Genomic DNA, 20,240 nt, shown 5'->3' with positions numbered 1-20,240 from the left:
ATGTTCCTCACTTGCTTTTTATTCTTTTAAAATTTTATTGATAAGCCTCTCAGTCGAATGGCCATCTTCAATATAACAGAAACGTTGATAAAAATCTTGAAACGCAGCGGTTGACCCATGCCCATTTCTTAAAGCTTGTTCAATTGCATTAAAAAGTGATGCCTCGTCCATTACAATTGGTCCCGGCGCCTCTTGCTCGATGTCAAAATAAAAACCTCTGAGTCGATCACGGTAATCTTCTAGGTCATACATATAGAAAATAATAGGACGTTCTAAATTTGCATAATCAAAAAAGACTGATGAATAATCCGTGATGAGCAGATCGCTTATTAAATAGAGTTCTGCGATATCCGGATATACGGATACATCTTTCACAAATCCTTCATACGCTGTGAAATCAAAACTTTCCGCAACTAAATAATGCATCCTTGTTAATAGAACGAATTCGTCGCCAAATTGTTCTTTCATTCTTTCCAAATCAAATTGAAAACTAAATTTATATTGCCCTTTCGCATAAAAATCATCGTCTCTCCATGTTGGTGCATATAAAACGACTTTTTTATCTAAAGGAATTTCTAATTTACTTTTAACCGCCTTCACTTTTTCAGGTGTTGCATTGTAAAGAATATCGTTTCTTGGATAGCCGCTTTCAACGATATCACCTTTATATCCGAAAGCACTTTTGAATATTTCTGTTGAGTATTGATTGGGAGAAACTAAATAAGACCAATTTGCGGATTCCGTTAAAATATTATTGCGATACGTATTTGTTTCCGTTCCCGGCATATGCACTTCTTCAATATCAAGTCCCAATTTTTTCAAAGGTGTGCCATGCCACGTTTGGACATAAACAGTGCCTCTTGGTTTAGGCATCCACCCGGGCGTTCTAACATTATTAATCCAATATTTCGCTCTCGGCTTCATTAAAAACCAAACAGGCGTAAATCGTTGGATATGAGGTACTTTGAAGTCTTGGAAAAGTGGGGTGCTTCTTTTGTCAATGCTCCAAAGCAACTCGTAATCGGGATAATGCTTTTTCATATACTCATAAATCGCCCGCGGACTGTCGCTATATTGCTTGCCGTGAAAGCTTTCAAAAATCATTAACTTTTTCTTTTTAGGCAGAAGGCCAATTACTGTGAATACTACTTTAAAAATCACTAAAAATAATTTATGTGATTTGATCTTCGCCAACATGCACGTCCCCTCGATTCAATCAAAATCTTACTTGACTCTTTCAAAGTATATCACATTCTACTTTATACAAAACAAATAGCCCGTACCTTTAACGGAATAGGTACGGGAATATACATGCTTTTTATTTAGCCAAAACTTCTTTTAAGTCTTCTTTGATTTTTGTAGTGGAGATCCCCACAGTTCTTGGCAGATAGACAACTTCACAGTAGTCTGATAAGAAATCAAATTTACCTTCCCAGTCATCGCCCATCACAAATACATCTACGTCATGATTTTGAACGTCTTGCACCTTTTGTTCCCAAGTATGCTCCGGAATCACTTCATCCACATATCGAATTGCTTCTAAAATCAACTTGCGTTGTTCGAAACTATAGTAAGCCTGCTTTCCTTTTAGCGCATTAAATTCGTCAGATGAAATTGCAACAATTAGATAATCTCCTAAATCCTTTGCACGTCTTAAAATATTTATATGTCCTGAGTGCAGCAAATCAAACGTACCGTACGTGATTACCTTTCTCATAAAGAATACCTCCAATAATAGTATATATTTTAATTTAATATTTATTTTATCCAGTGTTCAATAAGTTAACGTAATTGTTACCGAGTTTCATTATATACTATTTCGAGAGATTTTTAAACTGGTAATCATTTCGCGCATCCCTAAAAAGGTTAATGTTTCTTTTTTCTCTAGCCGATAACGTGATGCTCTCCTTTAATATTAATCACTAATAAACTATCAGTTTGTATAGATATCGTAAGTAAATAATAAGAAGCATACCATTTCCTCCGAGCGAGTAGGTATGCTTCTTGTCATATATTTATTAAGCATGATATATTTCAAGTATGATTTATGAATCCACACTGTTTTACCATTCAAAGTTCCACGATACCAAATATTATTTCCAACTTTTTCTGTTAAGTGAACATTAATGCTTGATTTTTTGGCTCCACCCCATGCACCAAACTCTGGCGGATGAATTTCAATAATTTGAGAATGATCTACAAATGCATGTACAAATGCGTTTGTGTGATTTCTTGACATATACGCAATTTCACCAGAAATATTCGAGTTATTATAAGCTGTCTCGTGTGCTACAACGCCCTCAACGTTTCCAAATCCACCACGGTAATTGAATTTCGTGAAAATATTTTCATGATTGTACTTCACGTTTACAACTGAAAATCCATTTGAGTGTATGTAATTATTTACATTAGGATAACTTCTTGGTGTTCCCATCAATGATTGGCGTGGTGTAATTTCTTTTATGTTCAGAGTGAATTCACCATTTCTCCAAGCTTCCAACTGCGTATGCCGATGTTGATAAAATTACAGAAAAAATAACTAAAGCCCCTAACTTAAATCACTTTCAACAATATTCGCTTTATACTTAATATAAACCATAGTTCACTAGATCTGTATTTTCCATCATACTATGTCAACCTATTTCTTAACGCCTGCAAATATTTTAAAAAGAAGAATCCTCTTCACTATTGTGAATACAAAAAAACCTTAGTTATATAGGAGTAATTCCTAAATAACTAAGGTATAAAAGTATGATTTTATTTATATACTGGTATGTCAAATACAATATTAGGGTTTGTTAATTGATCATACATTGTTTTTATTTGATATGTTTGCTTCGCAGCCCAACCAATATCAGTTGCATATTGTTTAGGTGGATAAATAACATTCCACCTCATTTTATATATGGTGTTTTGCCCCCATTGATTATGGATGTAATCTTCAGCGATGAATTTAGAACCGCCAATAATCGCTTTATCTACTGTATCCCATCCTTGATTATATGCATGGATAGCACCACATGATAGAGCACAAGAATCGTAAGCTCTAATGCCAAACATATTATATACTTTTTTAATATCTGTTAAACTAGCCCTGTTACTAGCTGTAACAAGCACTGGATTACCGCTGGAATTTTTACCAACTTCTACTCCTGTTGCCAATTGCGATTTTCCATGTCCTGTTTCCAGTAATGCGTGTGATATTAGGTAAACCTCATTCACTAAGTTTGCTTGCCCACCCTTAATAAATGCCTCACCTTTACCTTCCAATACGCCTTTGCCTACTAAAACTTTATTAAGCTCAGATGCCGAAACTCCTACATTAGATGATAATAATAAATGTTGAAACTGATTATTATTGTCAGGATTTAGGAACTCCGCAACATCTTCCCTCTTAGCATTTCTCCAAGCACCTAATCTTATTTCGTACCAACCATTACTAAGGTTTACTACATTTACCGAAGCCCCTCTAGCTAGAGTCGTATAAATATGGCTATTTGTATCGGCTTCTTCACGTACATTAACTGCTCCGATAGTTTTGTACGTAGTTGTATTTAAGTTTACTAAAGAAGAATGTACGTACAAAGTTGAATTATTATAAGTAACTTTATACCACTTTGTACTTCCAGCATATAAATCTCCGGTGACTTCTTCTGAAACAACTACCTTTGTCCCACTATTTACAGTAACTGAAATATTATCTGCGAAAAGTGGAGCAGTTCGCAATCTAACTCCATTACTTGTTATCGCTGCAGATTGTTCAGACGTCACATAGGTAGCATGGACATATCCATTCTTGTTTCGGTATCTATCAGTTTGAGGGGACCTAGTCATTTGTACATCTAACGCTGTGTTTAAAGTCATATCATAAACAGTATAGTAAGTATTTGTTACCGTAACAAAAGCTTCATGTATCCATGCACGTTTACCATTCAATACTCCACGGTACCAAGTATTATTACCAACCTTTTCAGTTAAGTCGATTTCGAATGGTTGGTTAGCGAATTGTGACAAGTTCTCATAGACTAAATCTTTAGATCCGCCCCATGCTCTACTATAAGCACTACCTGTTCCTTTAATGTAATAAGTTTCCGGTTTCTTGCTTACACCTACATGTGCATGGGTAGATAAATCAGATGCTTTCGCCCAACCTAATACACCATTTACACTACTTGGCAGGTCGCTTAATAAGTAATAAGTTTGTCCGTTAATAATTGCTTGCCTTTTAATATAATAGACCGCATTCGTATATTGTGTACCTGCAGAGAATGCTGTAGAACTATTACCAAGGGTTTTATAAATTTTTACAGATGAACTTCTTACATGGCCCAGTCTACTTGTAGAACTCTCTGTTATCGTCGTTACATAGCTTGAATGTAGCCACGCTGTTTTTCCATTTAGTGTTCCTCGATACCAAATGTTATTTCCAACACGTTCTGTAAGATTCACTTTAAATTCTTCGTTTTTCAGCTTGGACAAGTCATCATAAACGATATTTTTATTACCCCCCCAAGCCTTGTCATATGCAATACCCGTGCCTTTCACATAAAATGTTTTAGAAGTACGATCGACACCTGTATGTGCATGGGTACTTATATCGGCTGATTTCACCCATCCAATAACGCCTTGGGTGGCGCTGGGCATTCTACTAATTAAATAATAGGTTTCTCCATTGTACTTGGCTTCCCTCTTAATATAGTAGACTTCATGCGTGTAAGTTGTACCTGCTGTAACGTACTTTTCGGATGTCAAATAACTATCATAAATACGCGCATCTGTACTTCTTAAATGGCCTAATCGGCTTGTCGCACTTCCAATCGATTGGGTAAGGTATGCCTCATGAATCCATGCAGTTTTTCCATTCAAAATACCTCTATGCCAAATATTGTTTCCAACACGTTCGGTTAGATTGATTTTGAATTGTTGTCCTGCTAGATCAGATAGATTTTTGTATACTAAATCCTTACTACCTCCCCATGCCTTTGCATATGCACTGCCCGTACCTTTAATATAATACGTTTTTGCGGTTCGATCGACGCCGACATGAGCATGTGTGGACATGTCTTTAGCATTTACCCATCCAATCACGCCTACAGTGCTGCTTGGATTTAAGCTAATTAAATAATAGAGATTGCCATTATGATTAGCTTGTCTCTTAATATAATAGACTGTATTAGTATATGTAGAACCCGCTTGGAAATAGTTAGATTGATCTTCAAGGTTTTTATAGATTCGAGCAGTAGAACTTCTAAAATGTCCTAAACGACTTGTTGCGCTGCCCGATATTGTACTACTAACACTCATCAGTACATTTTCCGCCTCTAGTTCATCTTCGGATTGCTCTTCGACTTCGATTTCCTCTTTATCCTTATTCTCCACATCTTCATCGACTACTATTTCCTCATCGAATAGCTCCTCTTTCGGCTTTTCGGATTCGATATTATTTTCGTTATTCAACTGTTCTTCTATCGAATCGTCTATTACTTCTTTATCGAGAGGTTTGCTATCTTTTTCCACTTCTTCCTCAAGAAGTTCTTCGTTTTCTATCAGGTCATCTCCATTGGATTCTTCCATAATAGAATGTTCCGTCCCATCTTCACTCTCTAGTTCGACATTCTTTTCAATATCTATTTCATCAGATTTTATTTCATCCGCAAAAGTTACTGATGGTAAAATCATTGATACGAAAAGAAGTAAAGCAACAAACATTCGAATATTTTTCAAATATACACCCTCCTTTTTTCTGCAAATTCTATCATACTATATTTCTTGTAAGTTTAACAATACGAACAGAAAAAAACCTCATCAATATTGATGAGGGGGACAGATTTTCTTCTTTAAACCAATTAATTATTTAAAAAAACTACTAAAAAAACCCTTCTTTTCCCGACCCGATAATAAATTTACCCAACTATCAACAAAGTACTGATCACTGAACTTATTTGGTAATTGATCCACATTATAATTTACTTTAGTTACTTTAACCATTGCTCTTGCGAGTTCTTGGACATTGTTTCTTTCGACAATCAGGCCATTTTTCTCATGCTCAATTAAGTCACTTGGTCCATATTTCATATCATATGCAACTACAGGACATCCGTTATTTAAACTTTCCATAATCACTAAACCAAAACCTTCATATTTGCTTGTAATAAATGAGGCCTTTGCCGATGAAAATGCTTTTTCTGGATTATTAGTACGACCTTTGAGCGTCACCTTATTTTGTAAGTTATAACGATTAATAAGTTGACTTAAATTATCCTTTTCATTTCCGTCGCCGTAAATGTCCAAGGTATAGTCCCCTATGTCTCTTCTTGCAATATTATATGCTTCTATAAGATGGTCTATTTGTTTTTCAGGAGTTAGCCGTCCCATATAAACAAACTTATTTTCCCGATTTATTTCAAAGGATGTATTGATAGGCGTTGAATGAGGAATAACTTTTATTTTCCTGTCATCATTTATGATTTGTACAAGATCATTCTTCTGTTGTTCAGTTAATGTAACAATGGCGTCAAGGTTGTCATACTGATTAATTAAATACTTGTAAGATGGTTTCAACTCATTAATGTCTTCACCAGTTAAATGTGAGCTATGCAATACAAAAACCTTTTTTACATCTGCCTTCATTTCAATTAATGGTCGATCAAGTAGTCTAGCATCACAAATAACAGTAGAATTATTTTCTATCATCAATTCAAAACAATATTTAAACAACTCTTTTTCCGAAGTAAACTCAAGTATTTCATTTTCATTAAAATAATATATTCTTACCAATTTTTCTTCGGATGTCCCATTATAATTTTTATTTAGATATGCCTTCCCATGCTCATCATAAAAAATTTCTTCAATCTTATTTGTTGTCCCCTGTTTATAGATGATTTTTTTATGACACAACCCATTATAGTTGAATTCTTTTCTCACTTTACGCATTCGATTTGCTGGATCCATCTCATCTATAAACTTTATCCCATTATTCGGATGTGTAAAGTTCTTATATAGCACATATTCACCGTTGTCAAAAAAACGATAGACTTTCTCTTTTTCAACTTCAAAGGATTGTAAACCTTCCTCTTCGACTGGAAGGTTTTCTTTTTTAACTGTATATGATCTTTTAGCGAGGTAATCGTAGATATTTATCATCTTTACATCTTCCGGTAAATAACCCTCTTTATAATAACTTTTATATACACGGTTATAGTTGGGGTTGTAGTTTGTTGTAATGATTGTAAATGGCAGGTTCCCATCGATACATAAGTTTTTCGTTCTCCTTAGTAACGACTTCGTACGGCCCCCAAAACTTGATGATAAGATAGAAGTAATCACATAGTTCATATTTTCACCTTCAGTTCTTTAATAGTATTATTGCCTTGACAATGTTTTTCATGATTTATTTTCTACTTATAATATACAAGATAAACTAACGCTTTTCCTTCTTTAATTTACATTACGTTGTTTAATCGCTTTATAAATAAACGCCTCCCGGAATCAGACACGGAAGGCGCTTTGTTGTTTCTATTACTATTCAGGCGACGACAACATTGTTTCAACCACTTTTCTTGAGGCATGTCCATCTTCCCAATTCGTAAATTTCTCTTGAAATCTCCTAAAGTTTTTGGGGGTACTCCATGAAGGACTTATCGTTGCATCAATTGCAGCAAATAACTCATCCTCAGTTTCAGCGATAGGGCCTGGGGCATCTTTTTCAATATCAAAGTAGAACCCTCTTAACTGGTCCCTATACTTTTCCAAATCATACATATAAAAGATGATTGGACGATTTAATATACTATAATCAAAGAAAACCGATGAATAATCCGTAATTAATATATCGGAAATGCGGTATAAATCTTTTATATCCGGATAGCTCGATACATCAAATATGAATCCTTCATAACGCGAAAAATCAAAGTTCTCTGCTACGAGATAATGCATTCTCGTAAGCAGTACAAAGTCGTCTCCATATCTTTCTTTAAAGCGCCGTAAGTCAAATTGAAACTCAAACTTATATTTCCCTCTGCCGTAAAAATCATCATCTCGCCATGTAGGGGCATATAGAACGATTTTCTTACCTTCGGGAATTCCAATTGTTTGCCTGATTTTATTTATCGACTCTTCATCAGTGTTTTGTAAGGCATCGTTTCTCGGATAACCTGATTCAATCACTTTACCGCTGTAGCGGAATGCCCGTCTAAATATCTCCGTTGAATAGGCATTTGGAGATACTAGGTAGTCCCAGTTTTTTGCTTCATTCGCGAAGTTATTTTGATAAGTCATAGTATTCGTTCCTGGCATATAAACTTCCTCAATATCAAAACCCAATTTCTTCAAAGGCGTTCCATGCCAGGTTTGTAAATAAACAGTACCTTTTGGCTTTTTTATCCAGTTGGGTAAGCGAGCATTATTCACCCAATACTTGGCCCTAGGAAAAGTTAAAAGCCATTTAAATGAGCCGCGTTTAATGTAAGGAACATTAAATGATTTAAATAAGTTTTCACTGCTAGGATCAATACTCCATAATAAATTAAATTCCGGTTTTTCTACTTTCATGTACTCGTAGATGGCTCGAGGGCTATCACTATATTGTTTACCATGAAAACTTTCGAAGACGACGAGCTTCTTTTTGGGTAAACTACCTAGAAAATTAAACATCATTTTCTCAATTTCTAAACGGCAGCGTTTTTTAACTCCATCTAACTTAGACATTAACTTAGACGGAACGAGTTGTTCGACAATTAAACTAATCCTTTTAAATAAATTGAATTTACTTTGTTGTAGAGTAGTATCCACCACAAGATTTCTACGAGCATCAACCCCTAATGTGATAGCTTTTTCATCTGTATTTTTTACATCTAATGAGATGTTTTTCCGCCCGCTTCTTGTTTTTATTTTAACTGGATGAAGCGGGAAACTCCCACCTTGATGCAAATCGACAGTAGATTGCTTCGGCTCTACGATTTTATTAATAGGCACTTTAAAATAGCCAAAACGTCGGAAAAGCTTAATTTTTAGCGGTCTAACAAATGTACTAACTTGTTCATCTTCTAAAAATAAGTTTTCATATTTTTCATTTGCCTGAAAAGCATAATGTGTATTCCTGCCGACTAAATAGAGGTTTTTAAATCCGAAAAATCCAATCATAGACGATCTAAAGCCACTAACCCTAGTTGGATATCCTCTTGTTAAATATATTCCCGCTAATCGATTGTGTAGATGATATACTTCTCCATCGATATCAAAAATTGAATGAATGTGCTGATTTTTATCCATGAGTACTTTAATCGGATGAAAAACCCTAACTGCCCTTCCTGAAGGAAATCTTATCGTACTTTGAGAACTCGATTTTCCAGCGGCTTTAAATTTAATTGTTTCATATTCACTAAAATCCAAATCCACCTGTGAACTGTTATAAAGAACTTTAATCATTTTTTTAGTTAAAATAAATTCTTTTCTAAATAAATCATAGCTAATATATTGATGGTGGTTTTGATAGCGTACATGACCGACTTGTAAATATCGATATTCAACAGTTGTAAGTCCTAAATCATATGGCATGATAATTGGTTCCAAATCCTCGGAAATAAGTTCGTTAATCGTAAATGCTAATTCGCCGTCTTTGGTGTAGAAAGAATACCCTAGTGGCGATGTTTGTTTAATGGAAACAACCTTAGATTCCCTGTTTATTTCTAAAGGAAAACTTCCAGTTACAGACTGAGCATCAAATTCATTTGCTACACTAATATTCACACCATATATTCCAGTATCCTTAACATAAATATAAAATGTTTGGTCTTCATCAAGCTTTTTATATAATAGTTGATCTTCCAGATTAATATCGCCAAGATATATAGGCGAGTTTATTTGTGAAAGTTCTGTAGTTGCTGTGAAGACTTCTGGATGCCCTATGATATTAAATTCGATTTTATTATTATCAGTGTGCAGTATATTAAAATTTCCGTAATATACATCCATTTCTTTATCCCTCTTACATTCATTTGATTACAAAGTGTTACGGATTACTCCACAATACTTTGCTGATGATTTCTTGACGAAAAATGCTACAAACGAGAACTTATCTCGATTCATTTATTATAGAATAACTTTTCAACAAAGTAAAAAATAGTATCTTTAGAAACCCTCTGAAATACTTTTTCAAAAAAATATCCGAATGTCGGTATTATTCCTCAAGTATCGACATCCGGATATTGCAAAATATAGCAAAAGACTTATTTTTCTACAATGAAGTTATTTTTATTTTTTAACATAACTGCTATGGATCCATGTTTGTTTGCCATTCAACATGCCACGGTACCAAATGTTATTTCCAACTTTTTCGGTTAAATTCACATGGAAGATTGCATTCTTTAACGGTATCAGGTCAGCATAGACACTGTTATTACTGCCTCCCCATGCAGTGTCGAATCCAGCACCGCCGTTGCCTTTAACAATAAATGTCTTTTGTTTCCTGTCATGTCCTTTATGAACGTGACTGGATACATCCAATGCTTTCATCCAACCAATGGTTCCTGTTGTTGCACTTGGCCTTGTGCTTAATAAGTAGTACAACGTACCATTGAAATTCGCTTGTTTCTTAATGTAATACACACTATTTTTATAGCTTTCGGATGACTTTGCTGATTCCTGATTATAAGGTGTCGTAAAAAGGAATGATTCACCAGCTTTAATATGGCCTAAGCGGCTCGTTGACTGTTCCTTATAAATCTTATCAAGTTCTGTTACGTAGCTGTTGTGGATCCAAGTTTGTTTACCGTTTAACATGCCGCGGTACCAGATGTTATTTCCAACTTTTTCTGTTAGATTAACATTGAATTCGGCTCCTTTTAGCTGTTTCAAATCCGAATATACATGGTTTTCATTGCCACCCCAAGCACGCGTGAATCCAGCTCCGCCTGTCCCCTTAATATATAAAGTTCTCTGTTTCCTATCTACGCCAACGTGTGGATGACTGGATACGTCTGAAGCTTTCATCCAACCAATAGTACGGCTAGTTGAACTCGGATTATTACTTAGTAAATAATAAAGTTCTTTATTATAAGTTGCTTGTTTTTTAATGTAGTAAACACTATTTGTATAACTATCAGATGACTTCTTGTCCGCCGTATTAAATGGTGATGAGTAGATTGGTAAATTACCTGCTTTAATATGGCCAAGTCGGCTTGTTGAAAGTTCGACATAGGAATCAGTGAATTCTGATACAAAGCTGCTGTGGATCCAAGTTTGTTTTCCTTTTAACATTCCCCGATACCAAATATTGTTTCCTACTTTTTCAGTTAGGTTAACTGTAAATAGTTCATTTTTGTACGGTTTTAAATCAGGGTAAACATGGTTTTCGCTTCCGCCCCAAGCAGTATCAAATCCTGCTCCACCAGTACCTTTCACATAAAAGGTTTTTCTATGCCTATCAACACCAGCATGTACATGACTAGATACATCTGATGCTTTCATCCAACCTATTGTTCCATTCACAGCGCTTGGCAATGTGCTTAATAAGTAATAACGTTCGCCTTTATAAGTCGCTTCTTTTTTAATATAGTAAACAGCGTTCTTATATTCTTCTGATGATTTTTTATTCACTTCGCCTGGTGGATTTGGATAAATAAATGATTCACCTGCTTTAATATGACCGAGACGACTTGTGGATTTCTCTGTTATTGTACCGTCTATAACAGTTACTTTTGTAACTTCACTTATATTTCCCGCTTGATCAATAGCAGTAAGCGTTAAGACGGTGCCCGCTTTTTGTGCAGGGATATCAACTTCAAATGTTCCATCTTCTTTTACAGTTCCGCTACCAATTTCTTGCCCACCAACAGTAATTTTAATAATTGATTTTAAATCAGCTTTTCCTGTAACTATCGTAGTAGTATTTGTAACTTCATTGATAATTGGTTTTGATGGAGGAGTGCTGTTGTCTACGGTAATGATTGCTGCTACACTCTCGTTTCCAGATACACTGTCTTTTGCAGTAATGTATAAAATTGTACCCGGCAATTGTTTACCGACGAAAATCTCGAATCTACCATTTTCATCGGTAATTGTTGTATCAACAATTTCCTCATCCTTGTAAACAGTGATGATGCTCCCTGGCACTGCATATCCTCGAATTGTATCATCATTCTCAGTAAATGGGTCTAACTCTGGTGTCTCTGGAATATTTTCATCTGTCCCCTTCTGGTTGATTAAACGGAAACTGATTGATTCGCCCACATCTTTCGGTCTTTCAAATTGTTCGACATCCTCGAACGGCACAACTACCGAACCGCCACCACGTAACTGTATTGGCAACTTTCCAGAATATATCGGGGTTTGGAAAGCCGTTAAGCCTCTCTCCCCTTTAAATCCAAATAACCCCTCATCCTCATTAACTAGTAAGGCTTGTCTAAAATCAGAAAGAAATTCTTCTATACTTTTATTATTGTCAAAGTTTTCATTTAAAACGGCTTGCAACGCCTCTTTCGTAGGCATATCCTTTTTAAGAATCTCTTTAAATATTTTATCCCCCTGATTTAACTGAACACGTAAATATTGGCCAAATAAATAGGATAAAGAATAGTTTGCTAATACATCGCCGTGTTCATCCCAATATAACAAAGAGTGACCATTTGCAATGGAATTAGAGGTTTCATAATAATATACACGGTTTCTTATGGAATCAATTGAATACATTCTCTCTGCAGCAAGTGACATCGCTTCATCTAGCCATTCATCCATTGCTTTTCCTTGTTCTACTATTACATTTTGATTGTAATTGACCATATGTTGGAATTCGTGAGCTAACGTTGAAAATGCTTTGGAAACATCAAAATTCGACTTATCCATTCCCATTGTTGGGTATGTATCAATATAGAATATTTCGGCATTATTTGAGTGCTCTGTTTTATATAAATCACGATTGTAGAAATATCCGCTGACATATGTCCCAAAACCATTAAAATTATCTTGTATGTCGTAAGCAAGAATAGAGACCTTTCCGTTTCCATCGACATCTGATTCTTCTGCAAAATTTTGGGTGATGAGTGGGTAGATTTTATTATCAAACTCTTCACCCATTCGTTTTGCTTGTTCAGAAGATATTTCATTATTATGTACCCATACTTCAGATTTCTTGCCTCTATAAAGCAGTTCCGCTTCTATTGAAACGTTCTTGTTTGTTCTAAAGTCGACAACCCAAAAGTTTTTAGTTGAGCCTTCCACTGCTGCAATTCGCATTAAACTTTTAACCGGTTTATGAATTGTTGCTTTAGTTTCTTCCGGATCAAACTGTAAATTCATATCAATTTTATAGGTCTCTAGTGGAAGCTTCTCATCGTATGTAATATTTTCGTTTATTTTCCCTAAATCAAACCTACCTGATGATTCAGTTTTGTATGCATCATAGGATTCGTTGGTTATAATAACCCGATCGATTTCAGATTCTGGTAGATTTGCCTTCGTTTCAATTGCAAAAGGTATGACAAGACTCAGTACCCCCAAAAAAGATACTACAAGCCTAATATTTATCTTCATTACTATTCCTACTTTCTAGCGTTTATCTTTTCTCTATTAAATCTGATACATAAAACAAAAATTATTACTGAACCAATAGCACGTTACTTGCTAGTCTCTAATATCTCCATTTACTCGTAAAAATACATTAGGTGCGATATACAAGTCGCCTATTTAAAATCGCAGAAAATTCCATCTCTATTATACTATAAAAAACAAAAAACGCATCGAAAGCCACACAGAGGCTGATTATTTTATTATAGTGACAATTTCCATCAAAGATAACCCCAGAACTTCCACAGTCTTATAATAATTAGAAAAGGAACTTAAATAATACAGTTACAACGTTTAAAAGCTATGATATAATTATAAATTGGATATCAATATTATACAAAAACCGACAAATTTCTACATTTTTTTAAGGGGGGGTGGGGTCACAATTGAAGAAGCGTTATTTGTATGAAATCACTTTTGTACGTGCGATTGCTTGTTTATTGGTAGTAATGGTCCACGTAGGAGTCCGATTTTATTATGCATACGATGGAAATCATACAGTTTTGACTAACTTTCTAAACCAAATTTCGAGGGTTGGTACTCCACTTTTTGCTGTGCTCAGTGGGTTTTTATTATACAATCAAGCATTAAATAGAGGTTTTAACTTAAGTACATTTATTAAAAGTAGACTCGTTAAAATCCTTCTACCTTTTATTTTCTGGAGCTTTTTTTACTTAATTTATAAATCTTATTTTCGAAATTATAGCTTTCCTAACTTTTCTTCCAAAAAAGAACTGTTAGATTTCATGTATATGTTTTTAACAGGCGGATCACATTACCATCTGTACTTTATTGTTTTAGTGATTCAATTTTATTTATTATTTTTAGTCATTCGAAATGTAAGTAAATTAAAAACCATAATTATTATGATGATTTGCTCTCTATATCTAAATTACACATTTGTGACGAACAAATTCATACTAGGAAATAGTTATTTAACTAAATTCATTAACAGCAGGGCGTTTTTATTAGAATGGATTTACTATTTCATGCTTGGTATTTTATTTGTAAAACTTTGGCCCAAAATACATGAATACCTTATCAGAAATAATAATAGTAGATATATGATATTAGTAGGCGGAATTATTTTATTCCTTACTATATTTGATTATCAGACACACCAAATGATTATTAATTCAAACCAGAACCTCTTATATTTTATCAATGTACCAATTGTTTTTTTAGTTCTGGTAAGTCTGTACTATCAGTTGATACAAATTAATGTAGCCATCGTAAAAGCATTAATTTATGCTGGGAATTTTTCTATGGGAATATACTTCCTTCACCCATTCGTTATCTATTTATATCAAGATACATTACCTTTTGATGTAACGGCTCAATCTTGGTTAATATTTCCTTATTTTATAGCAGTAGTAGCGATTTGCATGTTCATTTTAAAAGCAATGTCCTATATTCCTTTTTATGAATATATCATTACAATTGTTAAGACTAGAAAAGAGCACCTCGATGCTTCTATGAGTAGTACTTATAGATTACTAAAAGATAATAATGCTCAGACTTCACAACCTCTTGTTAATAAGCATATAGAAAATATATATCGGTCAAAGTAGACACCTCTACTTTGACCTTTTTTATCTGTAAGAAAAATGATTTGATTGGACACCTTTATATAATATCAGGCGACTTCTGATATAATTAAGTACACTCTATTAGTATTGAGGATTAGTGATACTACCTATATTATTAGAAGTGCTGTATTCAGTTTTTTATTTTATTTAAGTAGGTGCACACCATTGATCAAAGAACTGCTAATCGCAATTTATTTAACCATAACCAAAATTCTTTTCAACATATCCAAACGCTTCCCCACCCAAAACAAATACGTCTTCGTATCCAGCTTCGGTGACAACATAGAACACGTTGCCCAGGAAATAATTCGTCAAAAAAAGGGGAAAGTTGTCATCTTGCAGTCGAATAAGAGAAGCTATGTATTCGACAAGTTGAAGTCAAGTGAGCGAACGATTATTCCTTACGATAGTTTGAATTTCATTCAATATATTCGGAGTATGTACCATCTAGCAACAGCGAAGGTTGTATTTGTTGATAACTACTTCGCGTTTTTAAGTGTGATGAATTTCAAACCAGGCGTTGAATGTATTCAGCTTTGGCATGCTGCTGGCGCCGTGAAGAAGTTTGGGCTAGAAGATCCGGCTGTTTCTGAGCGTTCGGCTGCTGCCCACAAGCGTTTTTTGAGTGTTTATCGTCGATTCGACAAAGTTGTTGTCGGTTCGGATGAGATGATTCCGATTTTTAAAGCTGCGTTTAATTTAACTGAACAGCGATTTCTAAAGACTGGCATTCCAAGAACTGATTTTTTCTTTGATCAAACTGCAGTTAAGGAAGCGAAGCAAGCTGTATTAGCCGAACATCCGGAAATTAAAGGGAGAAAAGTCATTTTATATGCGCCCACTTTCCGCCGAGATCAGTTGAATGGACAATCGATTGCACTTGATGTCGAAAAGTTAACAACTGCACTTGGCGATGAGTATGTTTTACTCGTCCGGATGCATCCTGCGGTAAAAATGAATAATCTTCCGTGTTCTGGGAAAAGGTTAATCAATGTATCAAGCTATCCAAATATCAATCATTTACTTGTTGTCACAGATTACTTAATATCGGACTACTCTTCCCTCCCGTATGAATTTGCTTTGCTGAATCGGCCACAAATCTTTTTTCCGTATGATCTTGAAGCATATGAAAAAGAGAGCGGGTTTTGGGATGAGTATGACAATGTCGTACCAGGACCAGTCGTTTATTCAACTGACGACATCATTAAGTTAATTCATGCTAACAACTTTAATTTACAAAACATCCGAGCTTTTTCCGATAAATGGAATATGTATTCTACTGGGCAAGCTGCACAAGCGCTCGTTCGCTATTTGGATAAATAGTTCACCCCTGAAAGGATTTAATCATCATGACAAGAAAATTCGGCCTCATCATGCTTGTTGCATTACTTGGCAGTTGTTCATTTGCACAAAATGAACAACGACATGTTCCTCCTAATTTCCAACAAAAGGATGCCTCATTCGACGATTTCAACTATCCGAAAGTTGAGATGACAATCGGAATGATTGGCGATATTTTATTACACCATCCGTTGTATACGTATGAGGATTACACTGATTCTTTTGCAGAAGTGAAAGATATCATGACAGATATTGATTTTTTATTGGCCAATCAGGAGTCAATGCCTGGTGGAAAGGATTTTGGTTATAGTGGGTACCCCGCTTTTAATAGCCCGGCACATATTATTGACGGGTTGAAAAATGTGGGTGTCGATATGGTGTCCATTGCCAACAACCATACGCTCGATTACGGAGAAAAAGGGATACGCGCTGCGATTCATAACATCAAAACATACGACATGCCCTATGTGGGTGCCTACTTGTCCGATGAAGACCAAAATGAAGCGAGGATTTTCACGATTAATCAAATCTCACTTGGCTTTTTGGCGTATACATACGGGACAAATGGCATTCCTACCCCAAAAGGAAAAGATTATTTAGTCGCAAGAATTGACCCGGATCGAATCGCGCGTGAGGTCGAGGAATTAAAGAAACGCGTAGACGTTGTCGTTGTTTCCATGCATTGGGGCAACGAATACGAACTTACGGCGAATGAAACCCAGGTCAAGCTCGCCCAAGTCATTGCGGATGCAGGTGGGGATATCATTTTCGGTCACCATCCGCATGTGTTGCAGCAAGTGGAGCGTCTACAAGGCGTCCATGGAAACGACACAATCGTCTATTATTCCCTGGGAAATTTTTATTCCGGACAAAAATTCAAGTATACCGACATTGGTGGAATTGCGCATTTGACCATTGTCAAAGACCGTAATCAAAGCAGTCCGATTACATTGGAGGCACCTACTTTTTATCCAACAGCGGTAACCAAAGACGAACGCGGTGTCTTTAAGGTAGTCCCACTAGAAATTGTCGAACAAGAAAAGAATGTGACGCATGATTGGGTACTTGAGCATATGCAAGTTAAAAATTAATTTTCAACCTAAAATATCCTAAGGGAGCGTCACTTTCTCTTAGGGTATTTTTTCATGCTTTTGGTTTTAATTCCAGCTCAAACTGTGGAATTATTTGAGAAGTCCTCCGCATTATGTCATATAAGGTAATTTGTAATCAATTTGTAATGTGATTCGGCTTGTTAATATTTTTTTATAAGCTAGAATAGTAGAAAGGTAGTTTTATCTAATTAAGGAGGCATTTACAAATTGAAAAAGACGGTCTTTTCGGTTTTAGCCACTACGACGTTAGCAACAATGATTGCTGTTGGCGATGCAGAAGCATCTTCAGATACATATAATGTAAAATCTGGTGATTCACTATGGAAGATTGCCACATCACATAATATTTCAGTTAGTAATTTAAAAGCATGGAATAACTTAAGTTCAGATTTAATCTTCCCTAACCAAAGGCTTGTAGTTTCTGCTGGTGGTTCAACAACTACAAACAATTCAACTGCTACAAGTCAACCAGCTACGACACCTTCACAATCAACTAGTACATACACTGTAAAACGTGGAGATACACTTGGCGGGATTGCCGCTGCTCATAGAACAACGGTTGCCAATTTAGCTTCGTTGAATGGAATTAGTAATGTGAACGTGATTAGTGTTGGACAAGTATTAAAAGTGAATGGAACAACAACTTCTAACTCAAACACTGGAACAAGTTCAAATACGACAACATCTCGTCCAAGCACACAGACAAACTCAAGTGCTTCGACATCAACTTACACAGTTGTACGTGGAGATACGCTCTCCCATATTGGTCGCAAATTTGGTTTGAGTGTAAATTCACTTATGAGTATGAACGGCCTTAATTCCCATATGATCTACGTCGGACAAAAGCTGAAAGTAAGTGGCACAGCAAGTTCAAATACGAGCTCAAATTCTAGCTCAGTCGTAGGCACATCAAACCCTAAACCTGCAGTTTCTGGAATCAGCGCGTATAGTTCTGTTATTAGTCAAGCACTTTCACATCGTGGTGTTCCATACGTATGGGGCGGTTCATCCCCACGCGGCTTTGATTGCAGTGGGTTTATTTACTACGTATTCAATCAGTCAGGGATTTCAGTTCCAAGAACAAATACGGAAGGCTTCTATAGCCGTTCATTTGAAATTAGCAATCCAATTCCTGGTGACCTTGTATTCTTCGACAATACATACAAAAGAGGACTTTCTCATATGGGAATTTACCTCGGTAACGGACAATTTGTTCACGCAGGTTCAAAAGGCATTGTCATTGCAAACGTGAACGACAGTTACTGGAAACCAAGATTTAATAGCTACAAACGTTTATATGAAGTAATCGATTGATTCATTGATAAGGTTCATGGGCATAAATTCCCCATGAACCTTTTTATTTGGCAAAATTTCATATAAGCGATGAATCCGGCACGATATGCCTTTCATTCTCACGCCAATTCTTGATCCACTTTTCTAGACGGTTCATCGCAATTTCAAGTTGGTCATCGGACGCGGCGTACGAAATACGGATATAGCCTTCGCCAAGCGGTGTGAAGGCACTCCCCGGAACGAAAGCAACATCAGCTTCTTGTAGTACAGTGAGGACAAATTGTTCGGACGTCATATTGAATTCTAGAATCGAAGGAAACATGTAGAATGCACCGCCGGGTTTGATGGTTGGTAAGCCCATTTCCGTAAGTCGATGATAGACAAGGTTGCGGCGCCGGATGTATTGCTCGTTCATTTCTTTTGGGATTTCCGTGCAATCGTTCAGTGCACAAATCGCTGCGTGTTGAGCGGGTTGATTGGCACAAAGCGTATTGTGTGCATGTGCTTTTAGGACATGTTTCGCCCACTTTTCGGCCGCGAATAAAAACCCGAGTCGCCAACCGGTCATCGCATGGGATTTAGAAAGGCCATGAATCAGAAAAAGTTTATCTCTTATTTCGGGATATTGGGCGAATGAACGATGTGTACCTTCAAAGGTATTCTCGCTGTATATTTCGTCTGAAATGATGAAGAGCTCGTGTTTCGTTAACACTTTGACGAGCCCATCCATCGTTTCGTTGGGGATGACAGCGCCAGTTGGATTGGACGGGTTATTGAAAACAACTGCTTTTGTTTTTGGTGTGATGAGTGCTTCAAGTTTTTGGGGATCTGGAATGAAGTTCGTTTTTGTTGTATCTAAGTGGATGGCTGTTGCCCCAGTTAATTTAATGAGTGCATCATAGCCTGTGTAAATCGGTGACGGGATAATAATTTCGTCCCCTTCTTCGAGGATTGTGCGAAACGTCGCATCCATTGCCCCGCTCGCCCCCGCCGTCACGATAATTTCAGTTTGAGGATTGTAAGTGAAGCCGTATTGATTCGCAAAAAAATCACTGGCAGCTTGTCGTAGTTCAAGTAACCCCGCGTTCGTCGTGTAACTCGTATGATTTGAATGAATCGCGTGAATGGCTGCTTCTTTAATTTTTGTCGGTGTCGGAAAATCGGGTTGACCGACTGTTAAGTTGATGGCATTTGGGTAATGATCGAGCAGATTGGAGATTTTTCGGATTCCAGAAAGTTCGGCAGCTTGCATGCGGGAGTTCAAGGAAAGTGCCATTTCAATAATTCCTCCTCTTGGTAGATGGTGAGACTGCTTTCTTTATTATAGTTTATTGAAATTTTTGTG

The 20,240-nt window shown here is 36.1% G+C and carries 12 protein-coding genes; 4 read left to right on the top strand and 8 right to left on the bottom strand.

Translation table 11 applies throughout. From position 1 onward, the window contains the following. Nucleotides 1-18: 18 nt before the first annotated feature. The 7 genes from AB1H92_RS02285 to AB1H92_RS02255 all read right to left on the bottom strand — a co-directional run bounded on the left by AB1H92_RS02285 (nt 19) and on the right by AB1H92_RS02255 (nt 13,527). Nucleotides 19-1,197, bottom strand: coding sequence for a CDP-glycerol glycerophosphotransferase family protein (locus AB1H92_RS02285; RefSeq protein WP_115359978.1), 1,179 nt, complete (start codon nt 1,195-1,197; stop codon nt 19-21). Nucleotides 1,198-1,318: 121 nt separating this feature from the next. Next, nucleotides 1,319-1,717, bottom strand: coding sequence for a glycerol-3-phosphate cytidylyltransferase (tagD, locus tag AB1H92_RS02280; RefSeq protein WP_115359977.1), 399 nt, complete (start codon nt 1,715-1,717; stop codon nt 1,319-1,321). Nucleotides 1,718-1,933: 216 nt separating this feature from the next. Next, a complete protein-coding gene (locus tag AB1H92_RS02275; protein WP_134268508.1) occupies nt 1,934-2,500 on the bottom strand; it encodes a hypothetical protein in 567 nt (188 codons plus the stop codon). Between the two features lie 257 nt (nt 2,501-2,757). Next, nucleotides 2,758-5,724: an SH3 domain-containing protein gene (locus AB1H92_RS02270; RefSeq protein ID WP_115359975.1), complete on the bottom strand. Its 2,967-nt coding sequence runs from the start codon at nt 5,722-5,724 to the stop codon at nt 2,758-2,760. A gap of 126 nt (nt 5,725-5,850) precedes the next feature. After that, nucleotides 5,851-7,335: a glycosyltransferase gene (locus AB1H92_RS02265; protein WP_115359974.1), complete on the bottom strand. Its 1,485-nt coding sequence runs from the start codon at nt 7,333-7,335 to the stop codon at nt 5,851-5,853. 186 nt (nt 7,336-7,521) lie between these two features. Continuing rightward, complete coding sequence (locus tag AB1H92_RS02260; protein ID WP_243835617.1) at nt 7,522-9,972, bottom strand: CDP-glycerol glycerophosphotransferase family protein; 2,451 nt, start codon at nt 9,970-9,972, stop codon at nt 7,522-7,524. A 279-nt stretch (nt 9,973-10,251) separates the two neighbouring features. Then, a complete protein-coding gene (locus AB1H92_RS02255; protein WP_115359973.1) occupies nt 10,252-13,527 on the bottom strand; it encodes an Ig-like domain-containing protein in 3,276 nt (1,091 codons plus the stop codon). Between the two features lie 419 nt (nt 13,528-13,946). On the opposite strand from AB1H92_RS02255, the gene AB1H92_RS02250 reads away from it, so the two are divergent. The 4 genes from AB1H92_RS02250 (at nt 13,947) to AB1H92_RS02235 (ending at nt 18,916) form a co-directional block, all read left to right on the top strand. Further along, nucleotides 13,947-15,131, top strand: coding sequence for an acyltransferase (locus AB1H92_RS02250; protein WP_115359972.1), 1,185 nt, complete (start codon nt 13,947-13,949; stop codon nt 15,129-15,131). Between the two features lie 183 nt (nt 15,132-15,314). After that, complete coding sequence (locus AB1H92_RS02245; RefSeq protein WP_115359971.1) at nt 15,315-16,472, top strand: CDP-glycerol glycerophosphotransferase family protein; 1,158 nt, start codon at nt 15,315-15,317, stop codon at nt 16,470-16,472. Between the two features lie 26 nt (nt 16,473-16,498). Further along, on the top strand, nt 16,499-17,581 hold the full coding sequence (locus tag AB1H92_RS02240; protein WP_115359970.1) for a CapA family protein: 1,083 nt from the start codon (nt 16,499-16,501) through the stop codon (nt 17,579-17,581). Between the two features lie 228 nt (nt 17,582-17,809). Then, nucleotides 17,810-18,916, top strand: a complete 1,107-nt coding sequence (locus AB1H92_RS02235; protein WP_172481033.1) for a LysM peptidoglycan-binding domain-containing protein — start codon at nt 17,810-17,812, stop codon at nt 18,914-18,916. Nucleotides 18,917-18,974: 58 nt separating this feature from the next. On the opposite strand, the gene AB1H92_RS02230 is transcribed toward AB1H92_RS02235, so the two are convergent. Then, complete coding sequence (locus AB1H92_RS02230; protein WP_115359969.1) at nt 18,975-20,171, bottom strand: aminotransferase class I/II-fold pyridoxal phosphate-dependent enzyme; 1,197 nt, start codon at nt 20,169-20,171, stop codon at nt 18,975-18,977. Between the last annotated feature and the right edge of the window lie 69 nt (nt 20,172-20,240).

It is taken from the genome of Sporosarcina pasteurii, assembly GCF_041295575.1.
Classification (GTDB): domain Bacteria; phylum Bacillota; class Bacilli; order Bacillales_A; family Planococcaceae; genus Sporosarcina; species Sporosarcina pasteurii.
Note: the sequence above shows the minus strand (reverse complement) of the source record. Positions and strands in the feature narration are given on the sequence as shown.

Coding starts and splice junctions, on each gene's coding strand:
- AB1H92_RS02285 (WP_115359978.1), bottom strand. CDS start 1,197: ATGTTGGCGAAGATCAAATCACATAAATTATTTTTAGTGATTTTTAAA.
- AB1H92_RS02260 (WP_243835617.1), bottom strand. CDS start 9,972: ATGGATGTATATTACGGAAATTTTAATATACTGCACACTGATAATAAT.
- AB1H92_RS02265 (WP_115359974.1), bottom strand. CDS start 7,335: ATGAACTATGTGATTACTTCTATCTTATCATCAAGTTTTGGGGGCCGT.
- AB1H92_RS02240 (WP_115359970.1), top strand. CDS start 16,499: ATGACAAGAAAATTCGGCCTCATCATGCTTGTTGCATTACTTGGCAGT.
- tagD (WP_115359977.1), bottom strand. CDS start 1,717: ATGAGAAAGGTAATCACGTACGGTACGTTTGATTTGCTGCACTCAGGA.
- AB1H92_RS02230 (WP_115359969.1), bottom strand. CDS start 20,171: ATGGCACTTTCCTTGAACTCCCGCATGCAAGCTGCCGAACTTTCTGGA.
- AB1H92_RS02255 (WP_115359973.1), bottom strand. CDS start 13,527: ATGAAGATAAATATTAGGCTTGTAGTATCTTTTTTGGGGGTACTGAGT.